Here is a 26,531-nt window from a genome sequence, read left to right on the forward strand (position 1 = left end):
GGATAAGATTTTGACTCTAGGTATATTAATAATTGATATATAGGGGTATAGCTCAATTGGTAGAGTAGCGGTCTCCAAAACCGTTGGTTCCGGGTTCAAGTCCTCGTGCCCCTGCCATACATAAAGCCAGTAATCATAAAGGTTACTGGCTTTTAAATACACACATTTATTATTGTGGTTTTTAAGCATTTGGTTGTATTTTGGTTGTCCTCCAAAAATATATGCTTAAGAATCACTATTTTTTTATAAGAAATTTTCTGCTTTTGAGACTTCTTCTTTTTGCATTTTTGTGTTTACATGAGAATAAGTGTCTAAAGTAAAACTAACTGTACTATGCCCTAATCTATCTGAAATGACTTTAGGGTTGGTACCTAATTTTAATAATAAAGTAGCGTGAGTGTGTCTTAAATCATGAAATCTTATCTTAGGTAGATTGTAATCTTTCAGCATTTTAGGAAAGTGTTGACTTATATAATGGGGATCTATAGGACGACCATCTTCCCAACAAAGAATGTAATCTAGCTCTATTCCATATTGTAATTTACGTTGTAAAGCTTCTTTTTTTAAGCTTTGTAAAAAAATAATAGTAGTATCTAAAAGTGTTACTATTCTATTTGAATTTTTAGTTTTAGGCTCCTTTAATGTTAGTTTACTATCTATTCTTTGCAAGGTTTTATTAACAATCATAGTACCATTTATAAAATCAACATCGCTCCATTTTAAAGCACATAGTTCTCCAACTCTTAAACCAGTGTGAACAGCTAATAAGGTAGGGGCATAAAGCTTATGATCCTTTATTTGCTCTAGGTAAAAAGATATTTCATCTGGTTGCCAATATTTCATTTCATTTTTAGTGGCTTTAGGCGGAGTAACTAAGTCGCATGGATTAGTATTTATAAGTTGCCATTGTTGGGCGTGTTTTAATGATAGATGAAACATGCGATGTATTTTAATAACTGTATTATTAGAAAGTTTTCTTTTGGTTATCAAATCTTCATAGAACTTTTGAATAACCATGGGATTTAACTTAGATAATTTATATCTTCCTAAGTATTTAGTGATATCTTTTTTAAATTCATTATATCGCTTGTAGGTACTGGGTGAACAATTACTTTTGGGGTAAGTTTCAAGCCAATAATCCATATATTCTTTAATAGTCATTTTATCATTAGCAATTAGTGTACCTTTTTCTATTTGGGTTATTATTTCTGCTAAAGCTGCTTCACATTCTTTTTTAGTTTTAAATCCTCTTTTCCTTTTATATTTTTTCTTACCTTTCTCATCAGTACCTATGTATACAAGGTATCCCCAAGAAGAACCTTCTTTTCTTATAGTTCCTTTCAATTTACTTCCTCCTTTTAAAATTGTATTATAAAATTCTCACATTAAAGAGAATAATTTATCTTAGTACTAATCTTCTTCGAAAATTTCTATCATCTTTAGAAGCTTTTTTCTATCTGATGGAGAAATTTTTTGGATTCTATTGAATAAAATTTGAAGGTCCTCTTCCATTTTATCTATATCATCCTTTTCATCAATATCATCTTTTAATAATTGTTGCCCTGTCATACCTAGTGCTATAGCTATCTTATTTAGGACATCAATACTGGGATTATATCTATCATTTTCAACATCTGCTAGATAGGAACGAGAAATATTGGCTTTTTCTGATAATTTTTTTTGTGTTAAACCTAATCTTTTTCTTACTTTTTTAATATTTTCACCTATAGACATATCTGAACTCCTTTTAACCCATAATGTCGTTATTTCCGACTATGGTACTATTATAATATTAAAAGTACGGAAATACAATAAACTAAAAGACGGAAATACAAGTAAAATTTAGCATTTAGACGGAATAACAAGTAAATGCGGTATATTTTTCTGTAATGCTTTCAAAAGCTTATTTTTACTTTTTTACTTTTTGACGGATATACAATACAATTATACATGAAGGGAGGCAATTTGATGAATAAAAAGGAACAACAAGAAATTATAGGACAAACTCTTCGGAATAAAAGAAAAGAGTTAAACTTAACACAATTAGAGGTATCTAAGGCAGTGTGTATTTCAAGAAATTATGTATCAGATGTAGAAAACGGAAGATATATGCCTAGTGTAAAAGTATTATTAAAATTAGCAACTTTTTTAAAATTAGATCTTAATTTTTTACTAGATATGACGGAAATACAAGTAAACATATAGGAGGAATGTAAATGTTAAGCCCACAAAAATTTGCAAAAGAAAGCGGATTATCATATCAACAAGTTTTACAGATGTGTAAAGGTAAAGAAATTAATGCATTAAGAACAGAGGGTGGACATTTCAAAATACCACCAAAAGAATTAGATAAATTTAAAAATAGTAATTATGTAACAAAAGAAGATTATTTACAAATCATTAGAGAAAACGAAAGACTCAAAGCATTATTAGAACAATTTAAAAAATACGCTTTAAATTTAAATATTTAGTAGGAGGCAAACAAAATGCAAAAAGTAATTTTAAACATAGAAAATGGACAACCTATGGTAGGGAAAAGGGAAGACAACTTACAGATTTTTAAAAATAATGAGTTTGGAGAAGTAAGAACAATACAAATAAAAAATGAAGTTTGGTTTGTTGGAAGAGATATAGCGGAATGCTTAGGATATAGTAATCCATTGAAAGCTATAAGAACTCATGTTGATGAAGAAGACAAAGGGATGAACGAAATGGACACCCCAGGAGGTAAGCAAAATTCAATATTCATTAATGAAAGTGGACTTTACAGTTTAGTATTAAGTTCTAAATTACCAACAGCTAAGAAATTTAAAAGATGGGTTACATCAGAAGTATTACCACAGATAAGACAAACAGGTGGATATATACCCCATAGTGAAGATGAAACAGAAGAAGATATATTAGCTAAAGCAATTCTAATAGCACAAAAAACTATAGATAAGAAAAATAAAATAATAGAAGAACAAAAACCATTAGTGAATTTTGCTAACAGAGTGGCAACATCACAAAATAGTTTATTAGTTAGAGAAGTTGCAAAGTTAGCTAGTAAACAAGGAATAACAATAGGTGAAAAAAGATTATGGAACAAATTAAGAGAATGGAATTTAATATTTAAAAATAGTAGAGAGCCTAAACAGTGTGGAATAGATAGAGGATATTTTGAAGTAGTAGAAGGCACTAAGGAGAGTTCTAAAGGTACTTTCACATATAAGACAACTCGTGTTACTGGTAAAGGTCAAGTTTATATAATTTCAAAACTAGGAAAAGAATTTAATAAATAATCAAGTTAGTTTTTAGGAGGGATTAAATGGACGTAATGATTGGAGGCACTATTGTAGACAATGAAAGGATTGAGCAAGCAGTTATTAATATTATTAACACACTGGCTTACAATGAATTAAATTATGATAGTTCTAATTATGTATTAAATTTAGTTAAAGATAAATTAGGAGAAAAATGTTTTATTAAAGCTTAGGAGGGATAGAAATGAATAAACACTATTCTAAATGTAAAGACGAAAAAAATGCTCCTGAAGTACCAGTTCAAGAGCAAAAAATAAAAAAAACATTAAGTAAGTTTCTAATATATATGGTAATTCTAAGTATATTACAATTAAGCTCAACTATTTTTTCAGTAGTATATGCTGAAAAGCAAAAAGCTTATTTGCAAGATTATTATAATAATCTTCAACAATTAAAAAAAATTAATAAAGGGTACAAATAGTAAAAGGAGGGACTATATGAATAAATCTAAATGGGAAATAGAACTTGATAAAAAAATAGAAGCCCAAAATAAAAGAATAATGGGCTATGTAATAAATATTTTTATAAGTATGATTACATCAATAGTATTTACATTATTACTACTTAAAGCAGTAGGTGGTAAGTAAGTATATGATCCCTGAAGTTGATATAGAAACCAATATAGGTACTATAACACTTTTATATATAAATTCCTTAGTTTGAAGCCACTCGAATTCTTTATAGTTTTGAGCTTCATAGCTAAGAAAAATATTAAAAATAGTATCATCACCATTATCACATTCAATATAACCTTTACTTTCTAAATACCATAAAATTTTATCAACTTCGGAATGAGTAAATTTTTTAGATAAATGTAGCATCAAAAATTTAGAACCGCTAACATAACCAATATCATTTTTAGCTTTATTTAAAGCTTTAAGTACTTGTTTCGATTTTCTATCTAACATAAATTTTCCCCCTTTCAACAAAATTTTACCACAAAGGGAACAAGCAGTAAAAGGAGGACATAGATGAATAAAAAAGAAAAAATAGCACTAGGAATACTTACAATATTATCACTGACACTATCAATAGTGTCATTTATAAGAAATTTTATTAGTTAGTCGTAAAGGGGATGATAAAAATGACTGAAGTAGGACAAGCAATAACAGAAACATACAGCCTACTTATAGTTACAACAATTATGATATTAGATATAAGAAGAATGATAAAAAATAGTAAGATGGGTTGGATAGCAGTAGCTTTAACACCAGTATTTATATTACTAATTAATATAGTCTACAAATAGAAAGGAAATATAAGTATGATAGTAAAATTTAAAAATATTGGACATAGCAATAAAAATTTTAAAAAGAACATAAAAGAAATATCTTATGAGGAAATGGTTAGATGTGTTGCTCCATATTGTTGTAGTTCATCAAGTAGTATATGGTTTTCATTTACAAATGAAGAAAGGACAAGAGGTCGTGTAAATGCAAATTTTCATACTATAGGATATTTTGAGATAAAAAAAGAGATGGCTTAAGCCACCAAAAAACTTGAATAAAAAATCGCTAAATACAGTTTATAAGAAATTGAAGTATTTGTAAAGTTTAAAATACAGAATAGAATTTCTACAAAGTTAGGAGGTTTAAACCTTGAGTGACAATAAAAAATATTATTATATAAGAATTAAAGAAAGTTTTTATGATACGGAAGATATGAAGATTTTACAAAGTATGGATAATGGGTATTTATACTCAGATATATTAATGAAACTATATTTAAAATCACTTAAAAATGAAGGAAGGTTAATGTTTAAGGAACATATTCCATACAACCCTAAGATGGTTGCTACAGTAACAGGGCACAATATTGCTATAGTAGAAAAGGCTATAAAAGTATTTATGGAGTTAGGACTGATAGAAATACTGGATAATGGAGCTATTTATATGCTAGATATACAAAATCTCATAGGTAAAAGTAGTTCAGAGGGAGATAGAAAAAGAGAGTATAGAAAGAAAATAGAGGCTGAAAAGCAAAACTTATTACCAAAAGGACAAATGTCCGACGAACGTCCACCAGAGATAGAGTTAGAGAAAGAGTTAGAGAAAGAGTTAGAGAAAAAGTTAGATATAGAGAAAGATACAGAGTTAGCGAAAAAGAAAGGAAGTAAGAAAGAAGGTACTAAGAAAACTTACAATACAATAATTGATGAATATACAAACAATGAAGAACTTAAAAATACTATATTAGAATTTATAAAAATGCGAACTTTAATAAAATCTAAAATGACAAATAATGCATTAGACTTAATGCTTAAAAACTTAAGTAAATTATCTAATAATGATGATATGAAAATTAAGATATTAGAACAATCAATAATGAATAGTTGGAAAGGTGTATTTCCATTAAAAGACCCTATAAAACAAAATGCTAGTAATATAGATTCTAATAACGTATTTTTAAATATGATGGATAGGGGTATGTAAATGACAAGAGAAGAAACTATAGTTACATTAAGTGTTATTAAAGCAGCATATCCGCAATGGGCGAGAGGATTAACGAAAACAGATGCAGATATGATGATTAATTTATGGTCAAGTATGTTAGAGGATTTTGAATATAAGATAGTACAAGTAGCCATTAAAAAGATTATAGCAACTAATAAATTTCCACCAAGTGTGGCCGAAGTTATAGAAGCTATTAATTATATAAAAACAGGTGGACAAGCAGAAATGACAGAGATAGAAGCGTGGGGATTAGTTAGACGAGCCATAAAGAATTCCGCTTACAATGCAGAGAAAGAGTTTAATAAGTTACCAGAAAAGATACAGCAGGCTATAGGGAGCCACAATGTACTCCATAATTGGAGCCAAGAGGGCATTAATGGTATAGAAACTGTTATAGGGTCTAATTTTATGCGGAGCTACAAACAAACAGTAATAAGGAAAAAAGAAGAAAAACAGTTACCACAGAGCATTAGAACTATGTTAGGAAGTATAGGTAATAAAATGATTGAGGGGGAAGAATTGTGCTAAATAATAATCAAAAAAAGATGTGTGAAAAAATAATAAAAAATAGCACAGAAATAAAACAAAGTTTTGTAGCTATGGAAGAATTAGCAGAGTTACAACAAGCTATTAGTAAATACCAAAGAGAACCAACTATATTTAATGTAGATAATATAATTGAAGAAATGGCAGATGTTTATATAATACTGGAAGAATTAAAATATGTATTTCCCATGTATGAAGATGAGATAGAAAAGCAAATAGAGTTTAAATTGCAAAGGGAATTAAAAAGAATAGCGGATAAAAATTCGTAATTTGAAATAATTCCAAAATAGGAAGGTGGAATAAAAAATGAATAATTTAGAAAATAGTATAAAGGATTGTATTACAAAGGAGATTGAAAAAGGGATTATAGAAAAAGTAATTGCAGAACAATTAGAAAAGTGCATTGAAAAATCAATAAGTGATATGTTTAGTTGGAGTGGAGATGTAAAAAAAGTTGTAGAAGAAAAAGTAAAATCAGTTATGATTCCATATTTAGAAAACTATGATTACTCACAATATATAACAAAGTTAGATAGTGTTTTAGTTGATGTTTTAAAAAGTAGTGCTTTAGATAATAAAAAAATGCTAGAAAACTTTAAAGAATTAATGACCAGTGAAGATATTAAAGGAGCAATTAAATTAAGTGATATATTTAAACAATGGACGGAATATTGTAAGGAAACTATTGATAAAGACAATATAGATATGGATTATGAGGGTGGTTATATAACTACAAGTTTTGAAGTAGAGGAAGTTAGTAATAGCTGGAGCAGTTATAAAACTTATATGGTTACATTTGAGTGTGAAGAAGATGAAGAGTTAAAGTTTGAATTTAGTATACAGGCATGGAAACCAACAGCAGATAGTAAATATACCAGCAATTATAAAAACAGTTGTGATTTAAGAAGCTTAAGATATTTAAATGACTTTGAAATACTAATGATGAGAATAAGTGAAGGTTATGAAAATATAATCTTGGATAGCGAAGGAGATAGCGAAGATACATCTATAGAATATGAAGAATAATGCGCAATCTGAAATAAAAGCGAGGTAAATATGAATATTGAAGAAAGTATTATAACTAATTTACAATTCAAAAATTGGAGGGCAGATTATGCAAGAAAAGATTAATTTAGGGCAAATAACATCATTAATTTATTGTGAAGATTGTGGTATACCTATTGAAATATATCCCTCTCAAAAAGAAACTGTGTGTAAAAATTGTAACAAGAAAATAAATCTTGAATATATTTTCGGTGTAGATTTAGCTAAGGACTATAATTCATAATTCAAAGAGCAGCTGCAGGAGCTGAAATGTTTACGACGTAAAGGAGTGATAAATTGAATACAGCAATAATGTTTAGTAGTAAAACGGATTTATGGGCTACACCTCAAAACTTTTTTGATAAATTAAATAAAGAGTTTGATTTTGATCTAGATCCATGTGCTACCCATGAAAATGCCAAGTGCTCTAAATATTTTACTAAAGAAATAGATGGTCTAAAACAGGATTGGCAAGGACATAAAGTATTTTGTAATCCTCCATATGGACGAGCTATAAAAGATTGGGTTAGGAAGTGTTATGAGGAAAGTTTAAAGCTTAATACAACAGTGGTGATGTTAATACCAGCTAGAACAGATACAAAGTATTTTCACGAATATATTTATAATAAGGTTAAGGAAATAAGATTTATAAAAGGAAGGCTGAAATTTGGAGATGCTAAAAATTCAGCACCATTTCCAAGTATGGTTGTAGTGTTTTAGCGTCACAATTCAAATAAATTATAAAGTTAAAGGAGAGATAATAATGAACTTCGGAAATTATATAGAACATGAATATACAAGAGAGATTACATGTCCATTCTGTGGATATGAGTATGTAGATAGTTGGGATTATGAAAATAACGAGGAAGATTTAGGATTAATGGAATGCCCAGAATGTGAAAAGCTATTCTATGCATCTAGAGAAATTGAGGTTACTTATTCTACAGAAAAAGCTAATTATGGAACTTGCAAGAAATGTAAAGCCGAACATGTTGTAATCGAAGACTATTGTTCTTCTATAGGAGAATATAAAGGGCTTTGTGTAAAGTGTGGGGAAAAAGAAGAAGCAAGACTTTACACAGAATATGCAAACACAAAGAGGTGATAAATATGTTTTTAGTACAACAATATTATTTGTTTAATGGCGAGGTTAAGTCACACACATACAGTATATGTGAAACATTTAAAGAAGCTTATAATGACCAAATTAAAGCATATAAAGCACTTCCAGAAATGTTTATAATTTTCCCAAGCATACCAAGTAAAATAAAAGATGAATTTCTGAAATTTATTTTAAATAAAAATAAAGACAAAAATATACTAACAATAATTAATTCATAGTTCAAATAAAATTAAATAGGTGTAGGGATTAAACTAAGTATTTCTACACCTATAGTGTACTAGAGTAATAAAACAATATAACGGTTAGGAGAAAAAAATATGAAGATTGAACTAGGATATATTAATTTTGGGGATCAACTTAATATATTTAACTTAATTAAGTATATAGATGATAAAAAAGAAAATAAGAGATCTTTAAATAAGAATGGAAATAAAGAAGTGAATACAGAAAAATAAAGGAGTATAACTATGGCTAAAATGAAAGGAAAAACAAAGATACTTATATTACCATGTAAAGATTTTAAACATAGGATTAGACTTACTAAGCATTACGAAAGGGATTATATTATAGAAAATATGAATGGATATTTGTATATGGTTAGGAGGGTATAAAGGTGCTAAAGGTTATTTTATGGAGCATAGATATAATTAGTTTAACTATACTAATGGCAGTTATAAAAGCGCATAAGAATCAATGCAGTATGTGCCACTACAATTGTAAACATTGTAGTGAGAGCGATGTTTGTGGCATAAAGAGGAGGAATAAGGGTGAAAGAAACCTATAATAATTTATTAGAATTGATTAAAATAAATGAAAACATAAAGCAGAATTGTGAAAATAATTTAAGATTAATAGAGAGATTTTTATTAAAACAAGGTCCAAAAGGGTTCCCTAATAGTACAAGTTATTTAGATGCTGATTGTATCCATGGAAGCAAAGGGGAAATGCATGTAGAAGATTATGGGAAACTAATGAATGAATGTGAAAAACTTAAAAATATGATTTTTTTACAACATAATATTTTGGAAGGACTTTATGAAACTAAAAATAATATAGATAAAAAGTTGAAAAAATTAGAAGGGATCGAATATGAGGTAGCTTATTTAAAGTTGGTCAAAGGATATACTATCCATTCTATAGCAAGTAAACTAAATATAAGTGAAAGTTATGCAAGACAAATAAGCTCCAGAATATAAAGAGTGTACTTTTTGTGTACTTTATTAATTCATAAATGTGATATAATGATAGTGTAGAAAAAGCAGGGCTTATCGTGCAATAAGGTAACTGCAAAAATAAAAAACAAATATAATATATTATGTCTATATACTAAAAAAACACTTAAGGAATTAACCTTAGGTGTTTTTATTTATGAAAGGATGTGAGGATATGCTAAGTATGTATACAAGTTACATGTGTATTTGTTGTAAGAAAGAATTTGTTTTATTAACAGAAGAATTACAAAATGCAAAAGGATACTTAGTATGTCCTTACTGTTCTAGTAAAAAAGTTAAGAAAGAAAATATAGCAGATAACTTAAAAGAGTGTATGGGACATAGTAGTTATAAAAAGATAAAAGGAACAATAAGGCAGGTGAGATAGTTGGGGATAAAAAGGCCTGCTAAACCAATTACTAGTACAACCAAAGTATTAGATATACAAGACTATCTCAAATATAAAAATCAAAGAGATTATGTATTATTTATACTGGGAATCACAACAGGGTATAGAGCAGGTGACTTAGTTAAATTAAAGGTTAGAGATATTAAAGAAGCTTTAAAGAGAAATGAATTTACAATTTATGAAGGAAAGAAGATGAATTGCAAAAACATAAAAGAAAGAAATAGAAAACCTAGAACTGTTGAGTTACTTCCTAAAGTAGCTAAGATATTAAAGAACTGGATTGCAAATAAGAAAGACTATGAATATATATTTCAATCTAGAAAAGGTATTAATCAACATATAGGAGTACAGGCGGTAAGTAATACATTAAAAGAGGCAGGAGAATATTTTGGCTTACATGACATAACAGCACATAGTATGCGTAAGACTTATTCGTATAAAATTTATATAGAAAGTAATAGAGATATAGTTGCAGTTAAAGAGTTATTAGGACATAGGAGCATAGAAGAAACTAAAAGATATATAGGACTTGATAAAGAAAAATATCATCAATACTCAAAATCATTAGGTGAGTATGTGAGATGATATTTTATTTTTTTATTATTCAATGTTTAAAAAATTACATAGTAAACATTGAAGGTACTAAATTAAGTGCATATATTAGAAGCTAATTTTTAAAATGAATATGCTATTCACCTATATAATTAAACATTCAAACAGAAAAATCCGAACGATTAAATAAAAAAACAATATAATATACGTATAAAAAGAGGTGTTTTAATTGAGTAAAGATAAGAACATAAAGGTTGCTTTTAAAAATGGTCAGGGAAGTATATTTGAAGGGTCTGTCATACTAAATTCAAGTGAGATAAGAAGTATTGAATATGATGAGAACAGGTATGCAATGAAACTTATTAATAACGGATTTATTAAGATGGAAATTAAGATGGAGAAAAATAGTGGCGAAAGAGTTTGCTAAAGCTTTTTATAAAAGCACAGCATGGAAGAAATGCAGAAACAGTTATATTAAATCTGTATATGGTCTATGTGAAAGGTGTGGCCGACCAGGATATATAGTACATCACAAGATGATGATAACTAAAAGCAATATAAACAATCCAGATGTAACACTTAATCATAATAACTTAGAGTATCTATGTTTAGAGTGTCATAACAAAGAACATAACTTTGGCAGAGAAAAAAATTCCAGTATAAGGAAAGGTTTTGCGTTTAACAGTAAAGGAGAATTTGTTCCAAGTCCCCCCATAAAATAATATTTATATTATCTTTGAAGGGTTCGATGTGCAACAACAATTTTCCTCCGCATTAATTTTCCAAAATGAAGGGGGGTATATTTTTGAGTATTTCCGAACAATTAGAAAGAGAAAAGAAAATTAAACAAGAAGTAAACAGAATTAAAAAATTATATAAGGATTTTCCAAAAGATAAAGTTAAGGTTTTAGAAGGTCTTATAAATCAAGCTTCCTTTATGAAGATTTCACTTGAAGAAGTAAAAAGTGATTTAATTAAAAATGGATTAACAGAGTTGTTTGAGCAGGGTGACCAATGTTTTGATAGAGAACGACCAAACTTCAAGATTTATACAAGTCTCATGAAAATATATACCAATGCTATGAAACAATTAATTGATCTATTACCAGTTGAAGTGAAAAAAGAGGAAACGGACGCATTAATGGAGTTCATCAAGAAAGGGAAGATTAAGAAATGACATATATAGAGGAATACTATAACAAAATTATGTCAGATGAAATAGTTGCTTGTAAAAGGATTAAGCAAGTTTATTCTATGTTAGTTGATAAACTGCATAATGAAGAAAAGTATTATCCTTGGATTTTTGATGAAGAAGCAGGGAACAGACCTATAGAGTTTATTGAAACATTTTGTAAACAAGCACAAGGAGAACTTGGTGGGGCTTTAAAGTTAGAATTATTTCAAAAGGCTAAACATCAAGCGGTATTTGGGTTTGTCCATAAAGATACAGGGTTTAGGCAATATCAAGAAGTATTAGATATTAGAGGTCGTAAAAATGGTAAAACCACTGAATTGGCAGCAGATGAATTATATATGTTAATTGGTGATGGAGAAGGTTCACCAGAAGTATATAACATAGCAACAAAGCTAGAGCAGGCTAAAAAGGGATTTAATGAGTGCTATAAGATGGCTCAACAATCAAAAGATTTAGGTAGGCATCTAAAGAAAAGAAAATCAGATATTTATTTTCATGCGAATTATGGGACGCTTCAAGCTTTAGCTAGTAACAGCAATGGACTTGATGGTTTAAATAGCCATATGGTTACTATAGATGAATTAGCAGCTATTAAAAATCGAGATATCTATGATTTAATGAAACAATCAATGTCATCAAGAAGACAACCTTTATTAAATTGTATTACTACTAATGGCTTTGTAAGGGGTTCTATATTTGATTCCCAATATGAGTATGCTTGTAAAGTTTTAGATGGAAAAACAGAAGATGATAGATTCTTACCATTTATTTATGAACTAGATGATAAAGAAGAATGGGACAAAGAAGAATGTTGGATAAAAGCAAATCCAGGATTAGGCCCTATTAAAAAAATAGAGTTTTTAAGAGATTGTGTAAAGAAAGCTAAATCAGATCCAGCATTTAAAGCTACTGTATTAGTTAAAGATTTCAATATGAAAGAAAATTCATCTACATGTTGGCTTAGATGGGACGAGCTTAATAACGAAACTATATTTAATATTAAGGATATGGGATTTAAATATGGTATAGGATGTTTTGACTTAGCTGAAACTACTGACTTAGCATCAGCTAAAGTTTTATGTATGAGACCTAATGATAATAATATTTACGTATTATCAATGTACTTTATCCCTGAAGAAAAGCTAAATAAAAAAGAGGATAATAAAGAAGATGATAATGTTCCTTATAAACTTTGGGAAAAACAAGGTTTAATAAGAGTATGTCCAGGAAATAAAGTTAATAAATTTGACATGCTGGAATGGTTTAAAGAAATAAGAGATAAGTTTGATATTTATATTCCTTGGATTGGATATGATCCATGGCATGTAGATGATAGTTTACTTCAAGCTTATCAAGATGAATTCGGTAAAGATGCAATGATTAAAGTAAGACAAGGTGTTTTTACTTTATCAGCACCTATGAAAGAACTTAAAGCGGATCTAGAAGCACATAAAGTAATTTATAATAATAATCCTATAGATAAATGGTGTTTAAGTAACACTGAAATCAAGACAGATATAAATAATAATATACAACCTATTAAGGGTGTAGATAATAGAAAGCGTATTGATGGATGTGTAGCACTTATTATTGGGTATGTTGTTCTAAAGGATAAAATGAGTGAGTATGAAATAATGATTTAATAAGGGGGTGAAAAATAATGAGTATATTAAATAAATTCTTAAACAGAAGTCCATCAGTGGTTAGATTTGAAATGATAGCAGATAAGGGCAATGGATTTTATTCATGGAATGGAAATTTATATCAAAGTGATATTATAAGATCCTGTATAAGACCTAAATCAAAGGCTATAGGGAAACTGGTTCCAAAACATATTAGAAATAATAATCAAGATGGATTTTCAATTAACCCAGAAACATATATGAGATTTTTACTTGAAGAACCAAACCCTTATATGACAGGGCAAATACTACAAGAAAAAGTAGCAACTCAATTACAATTAAATAATAATGCTTTTATATATATAAATAGAGATGATCTAGGATATCCAACGGAACTATATCCTATACCAGCATTAGGAGTTGAGGCCTTATATGATAAAGAAGGTTCATTATATCTAAAATGTACATTGATTAATGGGAAAACTTGTACTTACCCATATAAAGACGTTATCCATTTAAGACAAGATATTAATAATAATGATATTTTTGGGGAAAGCCCAGCAAAAGCATTAAATCAGCTCATGGAAATAGTAACAACTACAGATCAAGGAATTGTTAAAGCTATCAAAAATAGTGGAATTGTAAAATGGTTACTGAAGTTTAATCAAAGCTTAAGACCTGAAGACATGAAAAAACAAACAGATGATTTCACTAAGAATTTTTTATCAATAGAAAATTCTGGAGGAGCTGCAGCAACGGATGCAAAATCTGATGCTAAGCAAGTAGAACCTAAAGATTATGTTCCCAATGCTGCTCAAATGGATAGAACTATAGGAAGGTTATATTCATTTTTTAATACAAATGAAAAGATAGTACAAAGCAAATACAATGAAGATGAATGGAATTCCTATTATGAAAGCGAAATCGAACCTTTAGCTATGCAATTTTCAAATGAGTATACAAGAAAATTATTTTCAAGAAGGGAAAGAGGATTTGGAAATAAAATAATATTTTCAGCTAATAATCTTCAATATGCATCAATGAGTACTAAGATGCAGTTAGTACAAATGGTGGATAGGGGGGCATTAACACCTAATGAATGGAGAGAAGTTCTTGGACTTGAACCTACTGAAAATGGAGATAAGCCTATTAGAAGATTAGATACTACGGTTGTGAAGGGAGGTGAGTAATAAGTGGATATTGAAATTAAAGGTGACATTATCGAAGATGATAATAAATGGATTTATGATTGGATTGGATGGAGTTATACAAGTCCTAAAAATGTAATATCAAAACTTAAAGAAGCTAATGGACAGCCAGTAACATTAAAGGTTAATAGCCCAGGAGGATCAGTTGCAGCAGCATCAGAAATTTATACAGAATTAAGAAGTTATCAAGGTGAAGTTAATATTCAAATTGTAGGATTAGCAGCAAGTGCAGCAAGTGTTATTTCTATGGCAGGAAAAAGTTCCATGTCACCAACGGGGCAATTAATGGTACATAATGTATCGAGTTCAGCTTGTGGAGATTACAGGGCAATGGATCATATGTCAGGTATATTAAAAAATGCAAATGAAACTATTGCAAATGCTTATATAGATAAAAGCGGAATGAGTAAAGAGCAGGCACTTCAATTAATGAATAATGAAACTTGGTTAACTGCTGAAAAAGCAAAAGATCTGGGGTTAATTGATGAGATAATGTTTATGGAAAGCTCAGATCAATTTAAAGGATTAAGCAATTTCAATAAAAAGGTTTTTTATAATTCTTATTCAACTATACCAAAAGAATTATTAAATAAATTAGAAAATCTCAATCAACCATCAAGAGAAAGCATGGTTGATTTTTTTATTCAACAAAAGGCACAAGCACAAATAAACTTACTAAAATTAGGAGGAATAAAAGATTATGAATAAAGAACAGTATATTAAACAAAGGAATGCATTAATAGAAAAGGGACAAAAGTTAATAGACGAAGGTAAGTTTGAAGAATTTAATACTACAAAATTAGAAGTGGAAAAACTTGATAATGATTTTGAAAATTCAGCTAAATTACAAGCAAACTTAAATTCACTTAAAGATAATTCTAAGTTTACAAATATAAGTTCAAAGGGCGTTGATATAGCTGGTGGAGTTGTAGTTGATAGCACATCCAATGAATTGGATAGTAATTATACTAATTCTATTGAATATAGAAAAGCGTTTATGAATTATGTTGTTAAGGGTGCAGATATTCCAAGAGAATTTAAAAATTCAACTACAAAAACTACAGATGTAGGAGAATTTATTCCAGAAACTGTTTTATCTAAAATAGTAGAAAAAATGGAAGCAACGGGCATGATCCTTCCTTTAATAACTAGAACTGCTTATAAAGGTGGAGTTAAAATACCAACTTCAACTGTAAAACCAACTGCTACATGGGTAAGTGAAGGAAGTGGAAGTAACAAACAAGGGAAATCAACAAGTTATATTTCATTTGGATATAATAAACTAAGATGTGCTATTTCATCAAGCCTAGAAGTAGACACTATGGCACTACCTTTCTTTGAAACTACCTTTATAAATAATGTAGTTGAGGCTATGACAAAGGCTTTAGAACTATCAATTATAAGTGGTACAGGAAATGGTCAACCAAAAGGTATATTGCTTGAAACAGTTTCAAATGACCAAAACGTAAATATTGAGGCTGATAAAGGATTAGAATATAAAACATTAACAAGTGCAGAGGCAGCATTGCCATTAGCTTATGAAAATGGTGCAGTATGGTTTATGACTAAAAAAACATTCATGGAATTTATGTCTATGACTGATTCAAATGGACAGCCTATTGCAAGAGTTAACTATGGTATAAATGGTAATGCAGATAGAACTTTACTCGGAAGAAAAGTTATATTAAATGATTATATGAAAAGCTACGCAACTACAGTAACAGAAGATACAGTAGTTGCTTTCTTATTTAATCCAACTGATTATGTGCTTAATAGTAATTTAAATATGACTATTAAAAGATATGAAGATAATGATACTGATGATATGGTTACTAAAGCTATAATGTTAGTCGATGGTAAAGTAGTGGATAAAAACTCTTTAGTAGTTATAACTAAAAAGTCAACAGTAAAGGCATCAGAATAAGGGGAGTAATTTCTTCCCTTTTACTCTTATGATGGAGGTGCCAAATTGCTTGAAAAAATAAAATTAGTACTAAGGTTTGATGATGATGAGTTTGATGGAGATATAGGAGAAACCATAGAAGCAGCTAAAGCTGATTTAGAACTATGTGGTGTAGATAAAAATAAAATTAATGAAACAGATCCATTAATATTAAGAGCAATAAAAACATTCTGCAAGGCTGAGTTTAGTACAGATATTAAGGAAGCGGAACGATATAGAAAATCATACGAAAGTATTAGAGACCATATGACGTTATCTAAAGATTATACTGAGGTCACTTAATTAAATAATTAAGAGGAGACAATATGGCTATTAATATACAAAAATTAGATAAAAGAATAATTATAGAAAAACGTATTGTAGAATACGTTAAAGGATTTAAAAAGGAAACTTGGCATGGACATTATGAATGTTGGGCTGAGTTACTAGATTTATTTAATACTGAAAAATATGCAGCACTTCAAGTGAAGTTGGAGAATAGTATTAAATTTAAGTGTAGAATGTGTAGAAAATTAAAAGAATTAATAGGTGATGACTTAAAAGAATATAGGTTAATATGGAATAAAAAAATATATGAAATAAAATTTGTAGACTCTATGAATGGCAGTAGAACAGAAATTGTTTTGCAAGTTTTAAGGGTGAATTAATATGCATATAGGAGTTAATGGATTAGATGAACTAATAAAACAGGCTGAAGAATTAGCTACTGGCAGAGAGTTAGAAGCAACAGATAGAAAAGCTATAAAAGAATGTATAGATAATGCAAAACCAATTGTAGAAAGCACTGCTAGAGTATCCACAGATGTAATGAAAAGTGGCAGAAAGGGAAGTAGAACAGGGATACATTATAAAGATGTTATAAAAACCAAAGTAGGAAAAAAAGATGGAAAGGTTATAGGGTATGTACAAGTAGATGATGGTAAAAGTAATAATTCATGGTTTTATAGTAGATTTGATGAATTTGACTATGGAAATAGCAAATATCCACCAAACAAACCCTTTCAAAAAGCTTTCAAAGGTCAAAGAAAGAAATGGGATGAGATATTTAAAAAATACTATGAACAACTAATAAAAAAATTAAATGATTAGGTATGGAGTGATAAATGGATATACAAGAATTAATTACAAGTATTTTAAGTGAATCGAATGTACCTGTTATTTACGGTTGGTATGATAAGGAATTAAATAAAGCTCATATAACTTTTTTGGAAATAGATACAGAGGAAACAGATTATCAAGATGATGTACCAACAAGTATAGAACATTTAATACAAGTTGATATCTGGACAAGAGATGGACAGGAAGCCCAAAAGTTAAAGAAAGAAGTAAAAGAAAAATTAAAGAATAGTGGATTTAGATTTCAAAATGGACAAGATAAGTTTGAAATGGATACAAAACTATGGCATATACCACAAAGGTTTTTAATAATAGAAAATATATAAAGAAGGAGCCGATATAATGGTAGTCAGCAAAAAAAGAAAGATACAAGCTTCAATGATAGAAAATGGAGTTATAGTAATAGATTTAAATAATGATCTAGATCTGAAAATAGATAATAATAAAGTTATAGTTTTTAAAAAGAATAATACTGCTCAAGAAATGTAAGCTCAAGAGCAGTATATGTCTTATTTAGTAGAATTGTCGACCTGTAATGAGGGACATTCCATTTGAACTTTTTTGCATGTACAACATCCCATAAGTTTAACTGCTAAGCCAGATCCTGGATTAAACGTTGGGGGATTGATAGTGGTGTCTACAGTTGTTAATACAAAAGAGCTCCCTGATGTAGGCGGTATTTCTCCATAAGTTAATGCACCACAAAATGGACAATTAGTTAGCACAAGTATCACCTCCCTTTAAATATTATTTCTACAAATAATTACAAAATCCTTTAATTGGATGTACTAAAAATTAAGAAAGGAAATGATAAATTATGGCAATAAATAGAAATGTAGGTTTAAGAGATTTATATACAGCTGATGTAACTACAAATACAAAAGAAGAATATACAACTGGTAAACCAGAATTATTAGCTAGAGCTGTTAGTGCTAAAATACAAGAAAAATTTAATAGCCAAACCTTATATTCTGATGATAGCCCTGAGGGAGCTATAAGAAGTTTTGAAGGTGTATCTATAGACCTTGAAGTAGATAAATTGTTATGCCAAAAAATTGCAAGCTTATATGGCCAAAAATATGAAAATGGTTTTTTAGTAGGTAATACACAAGATACAGCAAAAGATAAAGCACTAGGTTTTAGATCCAAAATAGGAGATACAAATAAATATGAGTTCTATTGGTTTTATGTTGTTGGAGTAGATGGAGGACTTGAAACAGAATTAGAAACATTAGCAGAAAAGCCGAAGGGTGCTAAAGTTAAAATTAAGCTTCTAGGTCGAGGTAGGGAAAAAGATGATAATTATAAAATAGTTGTAAATGAAACCGAATTGATGGAAGGAGAAACTGATGCAATGGCAGCTATAAAAGCTTGGTTTAGTAAAGTTCAAGAACCAGTAGCAAAAGTAGCATAATATATGGGTGTACTTAATATGGTACACCTTTTGTATTAGAATTTAGGAAAAAATAAATATTGCTCCTAAGAATTTATAAGAATAAGAATTTTTAAAAGAAAACAAATAATAGAGAGAAGGTTAGATTATATGAAAATAATTATATGTGAGAAAACTTATGAGCAGACTAAATTTAAAGGTAGAATAACAAGAAATTTATTAGAAATACAACAACACTTAGAGGAAGTGGGAGAAAATTTTAAAGCAAGTGATTTAGATTTATTATGTCAATTTATAGTTAATGTATTTGATAATGAATTCACTACAGATGATTTATTAGATGAATTTGAGTATTCAGACATAATTTTAACTTTTAGAAAAATTACTGATGAAATTAATAAAAAAACAAAAAAGAAATTTGAACAACTAGCAAAAAAATAGCACCCTCATATTCCTGTGAATATGGGGGTGAATCTATATGTAAAGAATTAGATGAAATGTACGCTGATGAATATGAATCAGAATGTGAAAGAATAGCAAGATATACAGATGTATTATTTTATATATACAGGTCAGCTATGCAAAATATGGCTACATTTGAAAGTTGCGAAGAAATGGATATTGTTGCATATATAGATTATTTAATATTTTGCATAGATCATAAGAAAGAATTTGAACAAAGTGAGCAGGTGAATGAATAATGGGAGCTAATATCAAAATTAAATCTGAATCTAAATCCTTTCAAGATGATATGAAAAAGGTTGTACAAGACTTAAAGACAATGAATAGTGAATTAGGTGTAGTTACAACAAAAGCTGAATTATTTGGAAGTGAAACGGATAAATTAGGAGCTAAATCTAAAACTTTGTCTCAAAACATCAAAGGACAAACAAAGTTATTGGATTTACAGCGAAAAACTATGAGTTCCCTTACTGGAGATATAGGTAAATATAAAAATAGAAATGAAGAATTAGGTAAATCAATAAAGGATGTAGAAACTAAATTAAAAGATGAAATTAAAGCCAATGGTGAAAATTCTAAAGAAGCTAAGAAATTAACTAAAGAATTAAATAGTTTGCAAAAAGAATACAAGGCCAATGAAAAAGCTATTGATAAGGCGGAAAATAATATAAATAAATATAGAGAAAAAACCGCAGAGACAGAAAAGGCCATATTAAAAAATAACAAGGCTTTAGAGGAGACTAATAAAAAACTTAAGAATCAAAAGTGGGAAGAACTTTCTGCAAAGATGGATAAAGCCAATAATAAAATGGTAGACGTAGGAGGTAAAATTGCTAATGTAGGAAGTAGTTTAACTACAAGATTGACACTCCCCATAGTTGGACTAGGTGGTGCCAGTGTAAAAATGGCATCAGATCTAGATGAAAATATGAATAAAGTTAACAGCGTATTTGGTAAAAATGCTGACGGAGTAAAAAAGTGGTCTGAAACAAGTATTGAAAAAATGGGTATGGCAAGTAGTACTGCTTTAGATATGTCTTCTAAATTTGGAGATATGGCAACTTCAATGGGACTTCCTATTGATAAAAGTGCTAGTATGTCTAAAAATTTGACTCAATTAGGTGCAGATTTAGCAAGTTTTAAAAATATTAGCTTAGATCAAGCATCTACTGCACTAACTAGTGTGTTTACTGGAGAAACGGAGAGCTTAAAAGGTTTGGGCATAGTAATGACAGAAACAAATTTACAAAGTTTTGCATTAGCTAGCGGATTTAAAAAATCAAGCACTAATTCAGTGGAAGCACAAAAGGCAGCATTAGCACACGAAAAAGCACAAAAGAGTCTTAATGAAGCGATTAAATCACATGGCCAAAATTCTATGCAGGCTCGTGAAGCTGATTTAAAAGTGAAAGAGTCACAAGAAAAGTTAACTAAAGCTATGAAGGGCGGGAAATTAGAGTTAACTGAAGCTGAAAAAGTACAACTTAGATACAATTATGTTATGGATAAAACAAAAAATGCTCAAGGGGACTTCCAAAAAACTGGAGCAGGTACTGCTAACCAAATGAGAATGTTAAGAGAGAATGTTAAGCAGTTAGGTGCTAGTGTAGGACAAGAATTAATTCCACAGGTTTTACCTTGGATAAAAAAAGCAAATGAATGGGTAAAAGGATTATCAAAAATGGATACTGGAACTAAGAATTTGATAGTATCTATCGGGAAGTTTGCAGCTATAACTGCTCCAGCTATTATGGTGGTTGGAAAGGGAATAAGTTTTATTGGTAATTTTAACAAAGGTATAAAATCCACTATTGGATTTATGAGGGATCTACCATCTAACACTAAGAAAACAATAACCAGTATAAAAGATTTTAATAAAAATATGGGTAATGGTGTTAAAAGTATAGCTAATTTTACAAAGAATATAGGTAAAGCAACTTTTACTAAGTTTACAAATGGATTAAAGCTTGCGGGAAATGGAGCTAAAACTGCTGGAATGTATATTGGCACTTTTGCAAAGAATGTGGCACTAGCTACTAGAAATATAGCTAAGGCTGGCTTTACTAAACTTGCTAATGGTTTAAAATTAGTTGGACAAGGTGCATTAACTGCTGGAAGGAATATAGCTACTTTTGCAAAGAATGTAGCAGTAGCAGGGTTAAATGCTGCAAAAGCCACTATAAGTTTTATAGCACAGAAAACCGCATTAATAGCACATAAAATAGCTACTATAGCTAGTACAGCGGCACAAACTGCTTTAAATGTAGTTATGAATATGAATCCTATCGTTCTAATAGTTACATTGATAGGAACTTTAGTATTAGCATTAGTTCATTTGTATAAAACAAATGATAAAGTAAGAGCTATTATGGATAAATGTTGGAATGGAATTAAAACAGCTGTTATTACAGTTGTAAATGGAATTAAGGCGAGTATAACTTCTGCATGGAATGGAATAAAGTCCGTTACACAAACAGTGTGGGGTGGCATCAAGATGTTAATAGTAAATCCAATTAAAGGAGCAGTTGATTTTATTAAAGGAGCAGTAGAAAAAATTAAAGGCTTTTTTAACAATATGCACATTAAATTACCTAACATCAAGTTACCGCATTTTAGTTTAGAAGGTGAATTTAGTCTAAAAAAAATGTCAGTCCCACACTTAGCTGTTAATTGGTATAGTGAAGGTGGTATTTTTACAAGACCTACAATATTAGGTGGTATCGGTGTAGGAGATGCAAATAGAGGATTTGGTAGAAATGCAGAGGCAGTATTACCATTAAATCAACTTTGGAATAAATTAAATGATAATTTTGATAGATTAGCACAACGACTAGAAAATAATACTAATAAAAATGGTGATGTAATAATTAAAATAGAAAATTTTAATGGTACAAAACAAGATATGCGGAATTTAGCACAAGAATTGGAGTTTATGACAAGACAGCAAAAGCTAGCAAGAGGAGGTAAGATTAAATGATACATAAATCTTGGTTTATATGGAAAGATGTTAACAGCTTAGATTTAGGGATAATTGTTAATAAATTACCTTCTATAATTAAAAGTGAAAAAAATATAGAGAGAATAGAAGTTGTAGGTAGAAATGGATTTTTAACACAAGATTATAATACTTATAAATCCTGTGTTAAGTCTGTAGAATGTACTATAAGAAATTTAGATAATATAGATCATATATGTAGTTGGCTCAATGGCAATGGCTATGTGATATTCTCTAATGAAGAAGATAAGCTCTATAAAGCTACTATAATTAATCAAATACCTATAGATAAAATAGCAAGAACTTATCATAATTTTATAATTCAATTTGAATGCCAACCTTTTAAATATGATAGATATTCTAGTCCAATAATAAAAATAACAGAAAATAACGTAACTAGAAATAGCAAAGTAATACATCCACTAGCTACACTTAATTATACTGGTGGTAATTTAGTAGAAGTAAATAAGTTACCAGTTATAAATGAAAGTAATTCTATGGAGATAATTAATCCTGGCACTGTAGAAAGTGCTTCAGTTATAACTATTTATGGATATGGAAATATAGATCTAAACATAAATAATAATATAATTAATCTAACAAATATACAAAATCACATAACAATAGATAGTGAAATAATGGATTGTTACAGAGATGGACAATTATTTAATAACTATATGAAGGGAGAGTTCCCAACCTTCAAACTAGGAATAAATAAAATATCTTGGATGGGGAAAATTCAAAGACTAGAGATAAAACCAAACTGGAGGTGGTTGTAATGGCTTATACAAGAACGAATTGGGTGGACGGATTTACACCACTAAATTCGGATAATTTAAATAATATTGAAGCTGGTATTGCTAAAGTAGATAATTCATTATTGAACATTTATACAAAAAATGATTGGAAAGTTTATAAAAAAGATGGATTTACATTCTTTGAATTTCCCAATGGAATCCAAAGAATAACTGGTGTTGTTGATTCAGTTGTGGGGAGAGGTTATGCAGCTATTGCATTGCAAAATTATTTTAAAGAAATATTTGATATAGATCCTCAGATTAAATACGGTGAGGGTGGCAGTGAGGAGAATAAAGTTGTGATAGGTTCAGTTCAAATATCTCCAGTGAGCAATACTAATATTTATATAAGACTGCTTACTGGAGATGTACCACAACAACCACGTAAAATTTATTTTCAAGCTTGGGGAATTAAAAAATGATTAAATTATTTGAACCTACTGCCACAGACTTTACAACTAATGGAGTAACTATATTAACTAATGCTATAGATGCAGAAATTTTAGAAGAATTAAATGGAGCTTATACACTTACTTTTAAATATCCTATAGAGAAACCTAAGATAGTAAAAGGTATAATACAATCTAATGTTAATGTAATTACTAATAAGAGTACAATAGTAGGAACTAGGACAGATGTGAATCTGCATCCTAAAAGTTATTTTCTACAGAAAGATTATATAGTTTATGCCAATGGCCAAGCCTTTAGAATATACAATGTTAAGAGGGATATGTCTACAATAGAAGTTAATTGTAGGCATATTTTTTACGACCTTTTAGATAATTTTTTAGAAGATGTAAGACCAACTAAATTAAACAGGCTAGACGCTTTAAAGTGGATTTTAGAAAGAACTCAATACCCTCACAAGTTTACTGCTACTGGTAATCTAGGTGGGACAAATACAAGAAATTTTATAAGAAAAAATGTTGTAGAGTCCATAATGGGTGAAGAAAGTATTTTATCTACATGGGGGGGAGAAATAGTAAGAGATAATTTTTCTATAGGTATATGGGATTCAAGAGGAAATGACAGAGGAGTTTTAATACAAGGCGGTAAAAATTTAGTAGGTATAGAGGAAGATTTAAATACAGATAACGTAATTACACGTGTTATGCCTACAGGGCTTGATGAGAATGATACTGTTATTATGCTCCCAGAAAAGTATATAGATAGCCCATATATAAATGCTTATCCCCATCCAAAAGTTAGACATATACATTATGGAGATATAAAAGTAAATAAGGAAACTGGAATAACTAAAGATGATGTAATAAGATTATTAAGATTAAGAGTTAAGGAACTTTATGAAGTAGAAAAAGTAGATATTCCAGAAGTTAATTACAAAGTGGATTTTATAGAACTTAGCAAAACAGAAGAATACAAGAATTATATATCTTTGGAGAAAGTAGAAGTTGGGGACACTGTAACAGTAAGATACAATAAATTAAACTTAGATATAAAAGCTAAAGTAATAAAAACAACTAAAAGACAGTTAGGAAATACGTGGATTAACGATACTGTAGAGCTAGGTAATTTTAAAAAAGATATAAGTAATTCTCTAAATAAAATAGATTCTATAACAACACCAGATGGGAAAGTTAAAGGTGAAGTAATATGGGGGTCGATAGATGCTGCAAAGGCAACTTTAAAAGCTATGGCAGATAGTGCAGAAACGCAAGTGGAAAGAGCAGCTTTTTTCGAGGATAGGGATACAAATTCTCCTACCTATGGAGCAATGTGTCTTGGTACTAGGGGGTTCCAGATAGCTAAAGAAATGTCTAACGGAGAGTGGCAGTGGTCTACCTTTGGAACTGGCCAAGGATTTACAGCGGACTTAATAAGTGCTGGTGTATTAAAATCTTTAGATGGTACTTTAAAAATAGACTTGGGCGGTGGAGCCTTTAGAACATATAACAATACAGGATTTCCAGCAATAGATATGGAAAATATGAATCTTAGTTTTTATGATTGGAAGAAAGCCAATAGTAAGGTTGGCATGTTTTATACATCTTACCAATTAGATGAGCCTCAACAAATGGGCTTGTCATTTGCTCATTTTCAAGATTATATTATGAATTTAACTTATTATAATCCAAGTGAGGATAATTACCTTGCTTATATTACATTTGATAAATATTTTAAGAGAGATACAACTCGACAACCGATAACAATATCTGAAAATATGGATGTAAGACGAAATATGTACTGGTATTGGGCGGCTAATAATGCAGTTATGGCAAGTTTACAATTATGGTCTACGGGTTTGAATATCGGATATATGGGAGATAATTCGAGACTTAATTTTGGTAGGCAATGGACAGATAGTATGGATATAATGTTTAGTGCTTTAAATCATAGGACATCTTCAAATCATGTAGGTTTTGCAAGTTGGGAAAATGCTCATTTCGATAAAGAAGTAAGGGTATCTGGTGCTTTAAAAGTAGATGGTAGTAAGAACTCACTTCAAAAAACCCAACATTATGGGGACAGGTTAATAAATGCCTATGAAACAATGGGTTATTATTTCGGTGACTTAGGTAGTGGAATAGTTGGAGAAGATGGAATTGCTATTGTAGCTATAGAAGATATGGTAACTGAGGTTATGAATACTGATATACCTTACCACGTGACTTATACCGAAATAGTTCCGTATGAATTAACAGATAAAGAAGTGAAAAAGCGTTCTCCATTTAGGTTGGTTGAAATGAAGCCAACTTATTTTATATTTAGGGGAGAACCTAACACACATTTTACATGGGAACTTAAAGCTAAAAGAAAAGGCTATGAGCAGGTAAGGGCTGAAAATAATGCCAATGATACTAGACTTAATAATATAGATGATCATATTGAATTTGAATCAACTGAAGAAAATGACAATTTAGAAAATGTTTTATTAGAAGAAGATACTTTAATTGATAATTTATTAGGGGGTTTTTAAATGAAAGTATTAACAGGAATAGCAATAGTAAATAGAAGTGAAGGTAAGAGAATAGCCTACACATGTTCAAATGTAAATGAGATCACTGGAGAGATAATCGAAGACAACATAAAAAAATCATTCATAGCACTAAATACTGATTTATTGGAACATGTAAAAGCGTTAGAAGATTATGTAAAAGAAAATAAAATTGAGGTCTAAT

45 protein-coding genes and 1 tRNA gene are annotated in these 26,531 nt (G+C 29.5%); 42 read left to right on the top strand and 4 right to left on the bottom strand.

The features are described from left to right. The first annotated feature begins 41 nt into the window (after window positions 1-41). A tRNA-Trp gene (locus tag NGI68_RS13180) sits at window positions 42-117 on the top strand. Window positions 118-243: 126 nt separating this feature from the next. Here the strand turns inward: NGI68_RS13180 and NGI68_RS13185 are convergent. Together NGI68_RS13185 and NGI68_RS13190 are read right to left on the bottom strand one after the other, a co-directional pair. After that, a complete protein-coding gene (locus NGI68_RS13185; protein ID WP_251861934.1) occupies window positions 244-1,344 on the bottom strand; it encodes a tyrosine-type recombinase/integrase in 1,101 nt (366 codons plus the stop codon). Window positions 1,345-1,410: 66 nt separating this feature from the next. Continuing rightward, window positions 1,411-1,734 (bottom strand): helix-turn-helix domain-containing protein, encoded by a 324-nt coding sequence (locus tag NGI68_RS13190; protein WP_251861935.1) that lies wholly within the window; start codon window positions 1,732-1,734, stop codon window positions 1,411-1,413. 234 nt (window positions 1,735-1,968) lie between these two features. On the opposite strand from NGI68_RS13190, the gene NGI68_RS13195 reads away from it, so the two are divergent. Genes NGI68_RS13195 through NGI68_RS13220 form a run of 6 tightly spaced genes read left to right on the top strand, consistent with a single transcriptional unit; the run spans window position 1,969 to window position 3,889 of the window. Continuing rightward, window positions 1,969-2,205, top strand: coding sequence for a helix-turn-helix domain-containing protein (locus tag NGI68_RS13195; protein WP_251861936.1), 237 nt, complete (start codon window positions 1,969-1,971; stop codon window positions 2,203-2,205). An 11-nt stretch (window positions 2,206-2,216) separates the two neighbouring features. Continuing rightward, complete coding sequence (locus NGI68_RS13200; RefSeq protein WP_251861937.1) at window positions 2,217-2,471, top strand: DNA-binding protein; 255 nt, start codon at window positions 2,217-2,219, stop codon at window positions 2,469-2,471. A 15-nt stretch (window positions 2,472-2,486) separates the two neighbouring features. After that, window positions 2,487-3,281 (top strand): BRO family protein, encoded by a 795-nt coding sequence (locus NGI68_RS13205; RefSeq protein ID WP_251861938.1) that lies wholly within the window; start codon window positions 2,487-2,489, stop codon window positions 3,279-3,281. A 26-nt stretch (window positions 3,282-3,307) separates the two neighbouring features. Then, window positions 3,308-3,475: a hypothetical protein gene (locus NGI68_RS13210; RefSeq protein ID WP_251861939.1), complete on the top strand. Its 168-nt coding sequence runs from the start codon at window positions 3,308-3,310 to the stop codon at window positions 3,473-3,475. A gap of 11 nt (window positions 3,476-3,486) precedes the next feature. Next, window positions 3,487-3,723, top strand: coding sequence for a hypothetical protein (locus NGI68_RS13215; RefSeq protein WP_251861940.1), 237 nt, complete (start codon window positions 3,487-3,489; stop codon window positions 3,721-3,723). Between the two features lie 16 nt (window positions 3,724-3,739). Then, window positions 3,740-3,889, top strand: a complete 150-nt coding sequence (locus tag NGI68_RS13220; RefSeq protein ID WP_251861941.1) for a hypothetical protein — start codon at window positions 3,740-3,742, stop codon at window positions 3,887-3,889. On the opposite strand, the gene NGI68_RS13225 is transcribed toward NGI68_RS13220, so the two are convergent. Continuing rightward, a complete protein-coding gene (locus NGI68_RS13225) occupies window positions 3,863-4,210 on the bottom strand; it encodes a hypothetical protein (RefSeq protein WP_251861942.1) in 348 nt (115 codons plus the stop codon). The two genes, NGI68_RS13220 and NGI68_RS13225, sit on opposite strands and share 27 nt — an antisense overlap. 176 nt (window positions 4,211-4,386) lie before the next feature. Here NGI68_RS13225 and NGI68_RS13230 point away from each other — a divergent pair, with 176 nt between their 5' ends. The 27 genes from NGI68_RS13230 to NGI68_RS13360 all read left to right on the top strand — a co-directional run bounded on the left by NGI68_RS13230 (window position 4,387) and on the right by NGI68_RS13360 (window position 18,233). Next, window positions 4,387-4,551 carry a hypothetical protein gene (locus NGI68_RS13230; protein ID WP_251861943.1) on the top strand — a complete coding sequence of 55 codons (165 nt, stop codon included), beginning with the start codon at window positions 4,387-4,389 and terminating at the stop codon, window positions 4,549-4,551. Window positions 4,552-4,566: 15 nt separating this feature from the next. Then, a complete protein-coding gene (locus tag NGI68_RS13235; protein WP_251861944.1) occupies window positions 4,567-4,788 on the top strand; it encodes a hypothetical protein in 222 nt (73 codons plus the stop codon). Window positions 4,789-4,900: 112 nt separating this feature from the next. Continuing rightward, a complete protein-coding gene (locus NGI68_RS13240; RefSeq protein WP_251861945.1) occupies window positions 4,901-5,734 on the top strand; it encodes a phage replisome organizer N-terminal domain-containing protein in 834 nt (277 codons plus the stop codon). Continuing rightward, a complete protein-coding gene (locus NGI68_RS13245; protein WP_251861946.1) occupies window positions 5,735-6,283 on the top strand; it encodes a replicative helicase loader/inhibitor in 549 nt (182 codons plus the stop codon). Further along, window positions 6,277-6,570: a nucleoside triphosphate pyrophosphohydrolase family protein gene (locus NGI68_RS13250; protein WP_251861947.1), complete on the top strand. Its 294-nt coding sequence runs from the start codon at window positions 6,277-6,279 to the stop codon at window positions 6,568-6,570. Before NGI68_RS13245 ends, NGI68_RS13250 begins: the two co-directional genes overlap by 7 nt. A gap of 37 nt (window positions 6,571-6,607) precedes the next feature. Beyond that, window positions 6,608-7,327, top strand: a complete 720-nt coding sequence (locus NGI68_RS13255; RefSeq protein ID WP_251861948.1) for a hypothetical protein — start codon at window positions 6,608-6,610, stop codon at window positions 7,325-7,327. A gap of 88 nt (window positions 7,328-7,415) precedes the next feature. After that, window positions 7,416-7,589 (top strand): hypothetical protein, encoded by a 174-nt coding sequence (locus NGI68_RS13260; protein WP_251861949.1) that lies wholly within the window; start codon window positions 7,416-7,418, stop codon window positions 7,587-7,589. A gap of 53 nt (window positions 7,590-7,642) precedes the next feature. Beyond that, a complete protein-coding gene (locus NGI68_RS13265) occupies window positions 7,643-8,065 on the top strand; it encodes a phage N-6-adenine-methyltransferase (RefSeq protein ID WP_251861950.1) in 423 nt (140 codons plus the stop codon). A gap of 43 nt (window positions 8,066-8,108) precedes the next feature. Then, window positions 8,109-8,450 carry a hypothetical protein gene (locus tag NGI68_RS13270; RefSeq protein ID WP_251861951.1) on the top strand — a complete coding sequence of 114 codons (342 nt, stop codon included), beginning with the start codon at window positions 8,109-8,111 and terminating at the stop codon, window positions 8,448-8,450. A gap of 5 nt (window positions 8,451-8,455) precedes the next feature. Continuing rightward, window positions 8,456-8,686: a hypothetical protein gene (locus tag NGI68_RS13275; protein ID WP_251861952.1), complete on the top strand. Its 231-nt coding sequence runs from the start codon at window positions 8,456-8,458 to the stop codon at window positions 8,684-8,686. Between the two features lie 99 nt (window positions 8,687-8,785). After that, a complete protein-coding gene (locus tag NGI68_RS13280) occupies window positions 8,786-8,923 on the top strand; it encodes a hypothetical protein (RefSeq protein ID WP_251861953.1) in 138 nt (45 codons plus the stop codon). 12 nt (window positions 8,924-8,935) lie between these two features. Beyond that, window positions 8,936-9,079, top strand: coding sequence for a hypothetical protein (locus NGI68_RS13285; RefSeq protein ID WP_251861954.1), 144 nt, complete (start codon window positions 8,936-8,938; stop codon window positions 9,077-9,079). 156 nt (window positions 9,080-9,235) lie between these two features. Further along, complete coding sequence (locus NGI68_RS13290; protein ID WP_251861955.1) at window positions 9,236-9,664, top strand: RNA polymerase sigma factor sigma-70 region 4 domain-containing protein; 429 nt, start codon at window positions 9,236-9,238, stop codon at window positions 9,662-9,664. A gap of 190 nt (window positions 9,665-9,854) precedes the next feature. Continuing rightward, entirely contained in the window at window positions 9,855-10,067 is a 213-nt protein-coding gene (locus NGI68_RS13295; RefSeq protein ID WP_251862042.1) for a hypothetical protein, read from the top strand. After that, entirely contained in the window at window positions 10,068-10,673 is a 606-nt protein-coding gene (locus NGI68_RS13300) for a tyrosine-type recombinase/integrase (RefSeq protein ID WP_251861956.1), read from the top strand. A gap of 196 nt (window positions 10,674-10,869) precedes the next feature. Next, a complete protein-coding gene (locus tag NGI68_RS13305; protein WP_251861957.1) occupies window positions 10,870-11,067 on the top strand; it encodes a hypothetical protein in 198 nt (65 codons plus the stop codon). Further along, window positions 11,048-11,362 (top strand): HNH endonuclease, encoded by a 315-nt coding sequence (locus tag NGI68_RS13310; protein WP_251861958.1) that lies wholly within the window; start codon window positions 11,048-11,050, stop codon window positions 11,360-11,362. The genes NGI68_RS13305 and NGI68_RS13310 overlap by 20 nt, the downstream gene beginning before the upstream one ends. An 83-nt stretch (window positions 11,363-11,445) precedes the next feature. Continuing rightward, complete coding sequence (locus NGI68_RS13315) at window positions 11,446-11,817, top strand: hypothetical protein (protein ID WP_251861959.1); 372 nt, start codon at window positions 11,446-11,448, stop codon at window positions 11,815-11,817. Continuing rightward, complete coding sequence (locus NGI68_RS13320; RefSeq protein ID WP_251861960.1) at window positions 11,814-13,478, top strand: terminase large subunit; 1,665 nt, start codon at window positions 11,814-11,816, stop codon at window positions 13,476-13,478. The genes NGI68_RS13315 and NGI68_RS13320 overlap by 4 nt, the downstream gene beginning before the upstream one ends. 17 nt (window positions 13,479-13,495) lie before the next feature. Continuing rightward, on the top strand, window positions 13,496-14,647 hold the full coding sequence (locus NGI68_RS13325) for a phage portal protein (protein ID WP_251861961.1): 1,152 nt from the start codon (window positions 13,496-13,498) through the stop codon (window positions 14,645-14,647). A 3-nt stretch (window positions 14,648-14,650) separates the two neighbouring features. Next, window positions 14,651-15,373, top strand: coding sequence for a head maturation protease, ClpP-related (locus tag NGI68_RS13330; protein ID WP_251861962.1), 723 nt, complete (start codon window positions 14,651-14,653; stop codon window positions 15,371-15,373). Then, window positions 15,366-16,589 (top strand): phage major capsid protein, encoded by a 1,224-nt coding sequence (locus NGI68_RS13335; protein WP_251861963.1) that lies wholly within the window; start codon window positions 15,366-15,368, stop codon window positions 16,587-16,589. Before NGI68_RS13330 ends, NGI68_RS13335 begins: the two co-directional genes overlap by 8 nt. 45 nt (window positions 16,590-16,634) lie before the next feature. Beyond that, complete coding sequence (locus NGI68_RS13340) at window positions 16,635-16,910, top strand: head-tail connector protein (RefSeq protein WP_251861964.1); 276 nt, start codon at window positions 16,635-16,637, stop codon at window positions 16,908-16,910. Window positions 16,911-16,933: 23 nt separating this feature from the next. Beyond that, window positions 16,934-17,275: a phage head closure protein gene (locus NGI68_RS13345; RefSeq protein ID WP_251861965.1), complete on the top strand. Its 342-nt coding sequence runs from the start codon at window positions 16,934-16,936 to the stop codon at window positions 17,273-17,275. Window position 17,276: 1 nt separating this feature from the next. Then, window positions 17,277-17,717: an HK97-gp10 family putative phage morphogenesis protein gene (locus NGI68_RS13350; RefSeq protein ID WP_251861966.1), complete on the top strand. Its 441-nt coding sequence runs from the start codon at window positions 17,277-17,279 to the stop codon at window positions 17,715-17,717. 14 nt (window positions 17,718-17,731) lie between these two features. Continuing rightward, complete coding sequence (locus NGI68_RS13355; protein ID WP_251861967.1) at window positions 17,732-18,070, top strand: hypothetical protein; 339 nt, start codon at window positions 17,732-17,734, stop codon at window positions 18,068-18,070. Between the two features lie 16 nt (window positions 18,071-18,086). After that, complete coding sequence (locus NGI68_RS13360; protein ID WP_251861968.1) at window positions 18,087-18,233, top strand: hypothetical protein; 147 nt, start codon at window positions 18,087-18,089, stop codon at window positions 18,231-18,233. 20 nt (window positions 18,234-18,253) lie between these two features. On the opposite strand, the gene NGI68_RS13365 is transcribed toward NGI68_RS13360, so the two are convergent. Then, window positions 18,254-18,469, bottom strand: a complete 216-nt coding sequence (locus NGI68_RS13365; protein ID WP_251861969.1) for a hypothetical protein — start codon at window positions 18,467-18,469, stop codon at window positions 18,254-18,256. Between the two features lie 92 nt (window positions 18,470-18,561). On the opposite strand from NGI68_RS13365, the gene NGI68_RS13370 reads away from it, so the two are divergent. The 8 genes from NGI68_RS13370 to NGI68_RS13405 all read left to right on the top strand — a co-directional run bounded on the left by NGI68_RS13370 (window position 18,562) and on the right by NGI68_RS13405 (window position 26,530). After that, window positions 18,562-19,158: a major tail protein gene (locus tag NGI68_RS13370; protein WP_251861970.1), complete on the top strand. Its 597-nt coding sequence runs from the start codon at window positions 18,562-18,564 to the stop codon at window positions 19,156-19,158. Window positions 19,159-19,287: 129 nt separating this feature from the next. After that, window positions 19,288-19,578, top strand: a complete 291-nt coding sequence (gene gpG, locus NGI68_RS13375) for a phage tail assembly chaperone G (protein ID WP_251861971.1) — start codon at window positions 19,288-19,290, stop codon at window positions 19,576-19,578. Between the two features lie 56 nt (window positions 19,579-19,634). Then, on the top strand, window positions 19,635-19,838 hold the full coding sequence (locus NGI68_RS13380) for a hypothetical protein (protein WP_251861972.1): 204 nt from the start codon (window positions 19,635-19,637) through the stop codon (window positions 19,836-19,838). Next, the gene (locus NGI68_RS13385; protein ID WP_251861973.1) at window positions 19,838-22,576 is read left to right on the top strand and encodes a phage tail tape measure protein; all 2,739 of its coding nucleotides are present in this window, start codon (window positions 19,838-19,840) and stop codon (window positions 22,574-22,576) included. Before NGI68_RS13380 ends, NGI68_RS13385 begins: the two co-directional genes overlap by 1 nt. After that, a complete protein-coding gene (locus NGI68_RS13390; RefSeq protein WP_251861974.1) occupies window positions 22,573-23,373 on the top strand; it encodes a distal tail protein Dit in 801 nt (266 codons plus the stop codon). The genes NGI68_RS13385 and NGI68_RS13390 overlap by 4 nt, the downstream gene beginning before the upstream one ends. Beyond that, window positions 23,373-23,813: a hypothetical protein gene (locus tag NGI68_RS13395; protein ID WP_251861975.1), complete on the top strand. Its 441-nt coding sequence runs from the start codon at window positions 23,373-23,375 to the stop codon at window positions 23,811-23,813. The genes NGI68_RS13390 and NGI68_RS13395 overlap by 1 nt, the downstream gene beginning before the upstream one ends. Then, on the top strand, window positions 23,810-26,329 hold the full coding sequence (locus NGI68_RS13400; RefSeq protein WP_251861976.1) for a phage tail spike protein: 2,520 nt from the start codon (window positions 23,810-23,812) through the stop codon (window positions 26,327-26,329). The genes NGI68_RS13395 and NGI68_RS13400 overlap by 4 nt, the downstream gene beginning before the upstream one ends. After that, window positions 26,330-26,530 (top strand): hypothetical protein, encoded by a 201-nt coding sequence (locus tag NGI68_RS13405; RefSeq protein ID WP_251861035.1) that lies wholly within the window; start codon window positions 26,330-26,332, stop codon window positions 26,528-26,530. Window position 26,531: the final 1 nt, after the last annotated feature.

Source organism: Clostridium sp. Marseille-Q2269, assembly GCF_943736985.1.
GTDB lineage: Bacteria > Bacillota > Clostridia > Clostridiales > Clostridiaceae > Clostridium_F.

Excerpts from the sequence above, each read along its gene's own strand:
- NGI68_RS13190 (WP_251861935.1), bottom strand. The coding sequence starts at position 1,734 with ATGTCTATAGGTGAAAATATTAAAAAAGTAAGAAAAAGATTAGGTTTA.
- NGI68_RS13195 (WP_251861936.1), top strand. The coding sequence starts at position 1,969 with ATGAATAAAAAGGAACAACAAGAAATTATAGGACAAACTCTTCGGAAT.
- NGI68_RS13200 (WP_251861937.1), top strand. The coding sequence starts at position 2,217 with ATGTTAAGCCCACAAAAATTTGCAAAAGAAAGCGGATTATCATATCAA.
- NGI68_RS13205 (WP_251861938.1), top strand. The coding sequence starts at position 2,487 with ATGCAAAAAGTAATTTTAAACATAGAAAATGGACAACCTATGGTAGGG.
- NGI68_RS13210 (WP_251861939.1), top strand. The coding sequence starts at position 3,308 with ATGGACGTAATGATTGGAGGCACTATTGTAGACAATGAAAGGATTGAG.
- NGI68_RS13215 (WP_251861940.1), top strand. The coding sequence starts at position 3,487 with ATGAATAAACACTATTCTAAATGTAAAGACGAAAAAAATGCTCCTGAA.
- NGI68_RS13220 (WP_251861941.1), top strand. The coding sequence starts at position 3,740 with ATGAATAAATCTAAATGGGAAATAGAACTTGATAAAAAAATAGAAGCC.
- NGI68_RS13225 (WP_251861942.1), bottom strand. The coding sequence starts at position 4,210 with ATGTTAGATAGAAAATCGAAACAAGTACTTAAAGCTTTAAATAAAGCT.
- NGI68_RS13230 (WP_251861943.1), top strand. The coding sequence starts at position 4,387 with ATGACTGAAGTAGGACAAGCAATAACAGAAACATACAGCCTACTTATA.
- NGI68_RS13235 (WP_251861944.1), top strand. The coding sequence starts at position 4,567 with ATGATAGTAAAATTTAAAAATATTGGACATAGCAATAAAAATTTTAAA.
- NGI68_RS13245 (WP_251861946.1), top strand. The coding sequence starts at position 5,735 with ATGACAAGAGAAGAAACTATAGTTACATTAAGTGTTATTAAAGCAGCA.
- NGI68_RS13255 (WP_251861948.1), top strand. The coding sequence starts at position 6,608 with ATGAATAATTTAGAAAATAGTATAAAGGATTGTATTACAAAGGAGATT.
- NGI68_RS13260 (WP_251861949.1), top strand. The coding sequence starts at position 7,416 with ATGCAAGAAAAGATTAATTTAGGGCAAATAACATCATTAATTTATTGT.
- NGI68_RS13270 (WP_251861951.1), top strand. The coding sequence starts at position 8,109 with ATGAACTTCGGAAATTATATAGAACATGAATATACAAGAGAGATTACA.
- NGI68_RS13275 (WP_251861952.1), top strand. The coding sequence starts at position 8,456 with ATGTTTTTAGTACAACAATATTATTTGTTTAATGGCGAGGTTAAGTCA.
- NGI68_RS13280 (WP_251861953.1), top strand. The coding sequence starts at position 8,786 with ATGAAGATTGAACTAGGATATATTAATTTTGGGGATCAACTTAATATA.
- NGI68_RS13285 (WP_251861954.1), top strand. The coding sequence starts at position 8,936 with ATGGCTAAAATGAAAGGAAAAACAAAGATACTTATATTACCATGTAAA.
- NGI68_RS13295 (WP_251862042.1), top strand. The coding sequence starts at position 9,855 with ATGCTAAGTATGTATACAAGTTACATGTGTATTTGTTGTAAGAAAGAA.
- NGI68_RS13320 (WP_251861960.1), top strand. The coding sequence starts at position 11,814 with ATGACATATATAGAGGAATACTATAACAAAATTATGTCAGATGAAATA.
- NGI68_RS13325 (WP_251861961.1), top strand. The coding sequence starts at position 13,496 with ATGAGTATATTAAATAAATTCTTAAACAGAAGTCCATCAGTGGTTAGA.
- NGI68_RS13335 (WP_251861963.1), top strand. The coding sequence starts at position 15,366 with ATGAATAAAGAACAGTATATTAAACAAAGGAATGCATTAATAGAAAAG.
- NGI68_RS13345 (WP_251861965.1), top strand. The coding sequence starts at position 16,934 with ATGGCTATTAATATACAAAAATTAGATAAAAGAATAATTATAGAAAAA.
- NGI68_RS13350 (WP_251861966.1), top strand. The coding sequence starts at position 17,277 with ATGCATATAGGAGTTAATGGATTAGATGAACTAATAAAACAGGCTGAA.
- NGI68_RS13355 (WP_251861967.1), top strand. The coding sequence starts at position 17,732 with ATGGATATACAAGAATTAATTACAAGTATTTTAAGTGAATCGAATGTA.
- NGI68_RS13360 (WP_251861968.1), top strand. The coding sequence starts at position 18,087 with ATGGTAGTCAGCAAAAAAAGAAAGATACAAGCTTCAATGATAGAAAAT.
- NGI68_RS13370 (WP_251861970.1), top strand. The coding sequence starts at position 18,562 with ATGGCAATAAATAGAAATGTAGGTTTAAGAGATTTATATACAGCTGAT.
- gpG (WP_251861971.1), top strand. The coding sequence starts at position 19,288 with ATGAAAATAATTATATGTGAGAAAACTTATGAGCAGACTAAATTTAAA.
- NGI68_RS13380 (WP_251861972.1), top strand. The coding sequence starts at position 19,635 with ATGTACGCTGATGAATATGAATCAGAATGTGAAAGAATAGCAAGATAT.
- NGI68_RS13385 (WP_251861973.1), top strand. The coding sequence starts at position 19,838 with ATGGGAGCTAATATCAAAATTAAATCTGAATCTAAATCCTTTCAAGAT.
- NGI68_RS13390 (WP_251861974.1), top strand. The coding sequence starts at position 22,573 with ATGATACATAAATCTTGGTTTATATGGAAAGATGTTAACAGCTTAGAT.
- NGI68_RS13395 (WP_251861975.1), top strand. The coding sequence starts at position 23,373 with ATGGCTTATACAAGAACGAATTGGGTGGACGGATTTACACCACTAAAT.
- NGI68_RS13400 (WP_251861976.1), top strand. The coding sequence starts at position 23,810 with ATGATTAAATTATTTGAACCTACTGCCACAGACTTTACAACTAATGGA.
- NGI68_RS13405 (WP_251861035.1), top strand. The coding sequence starts at position 26,330 with ATGAAAGTATTAACAGGAATAGCAATAGTAAATAGAAGTGAAGGTAAG.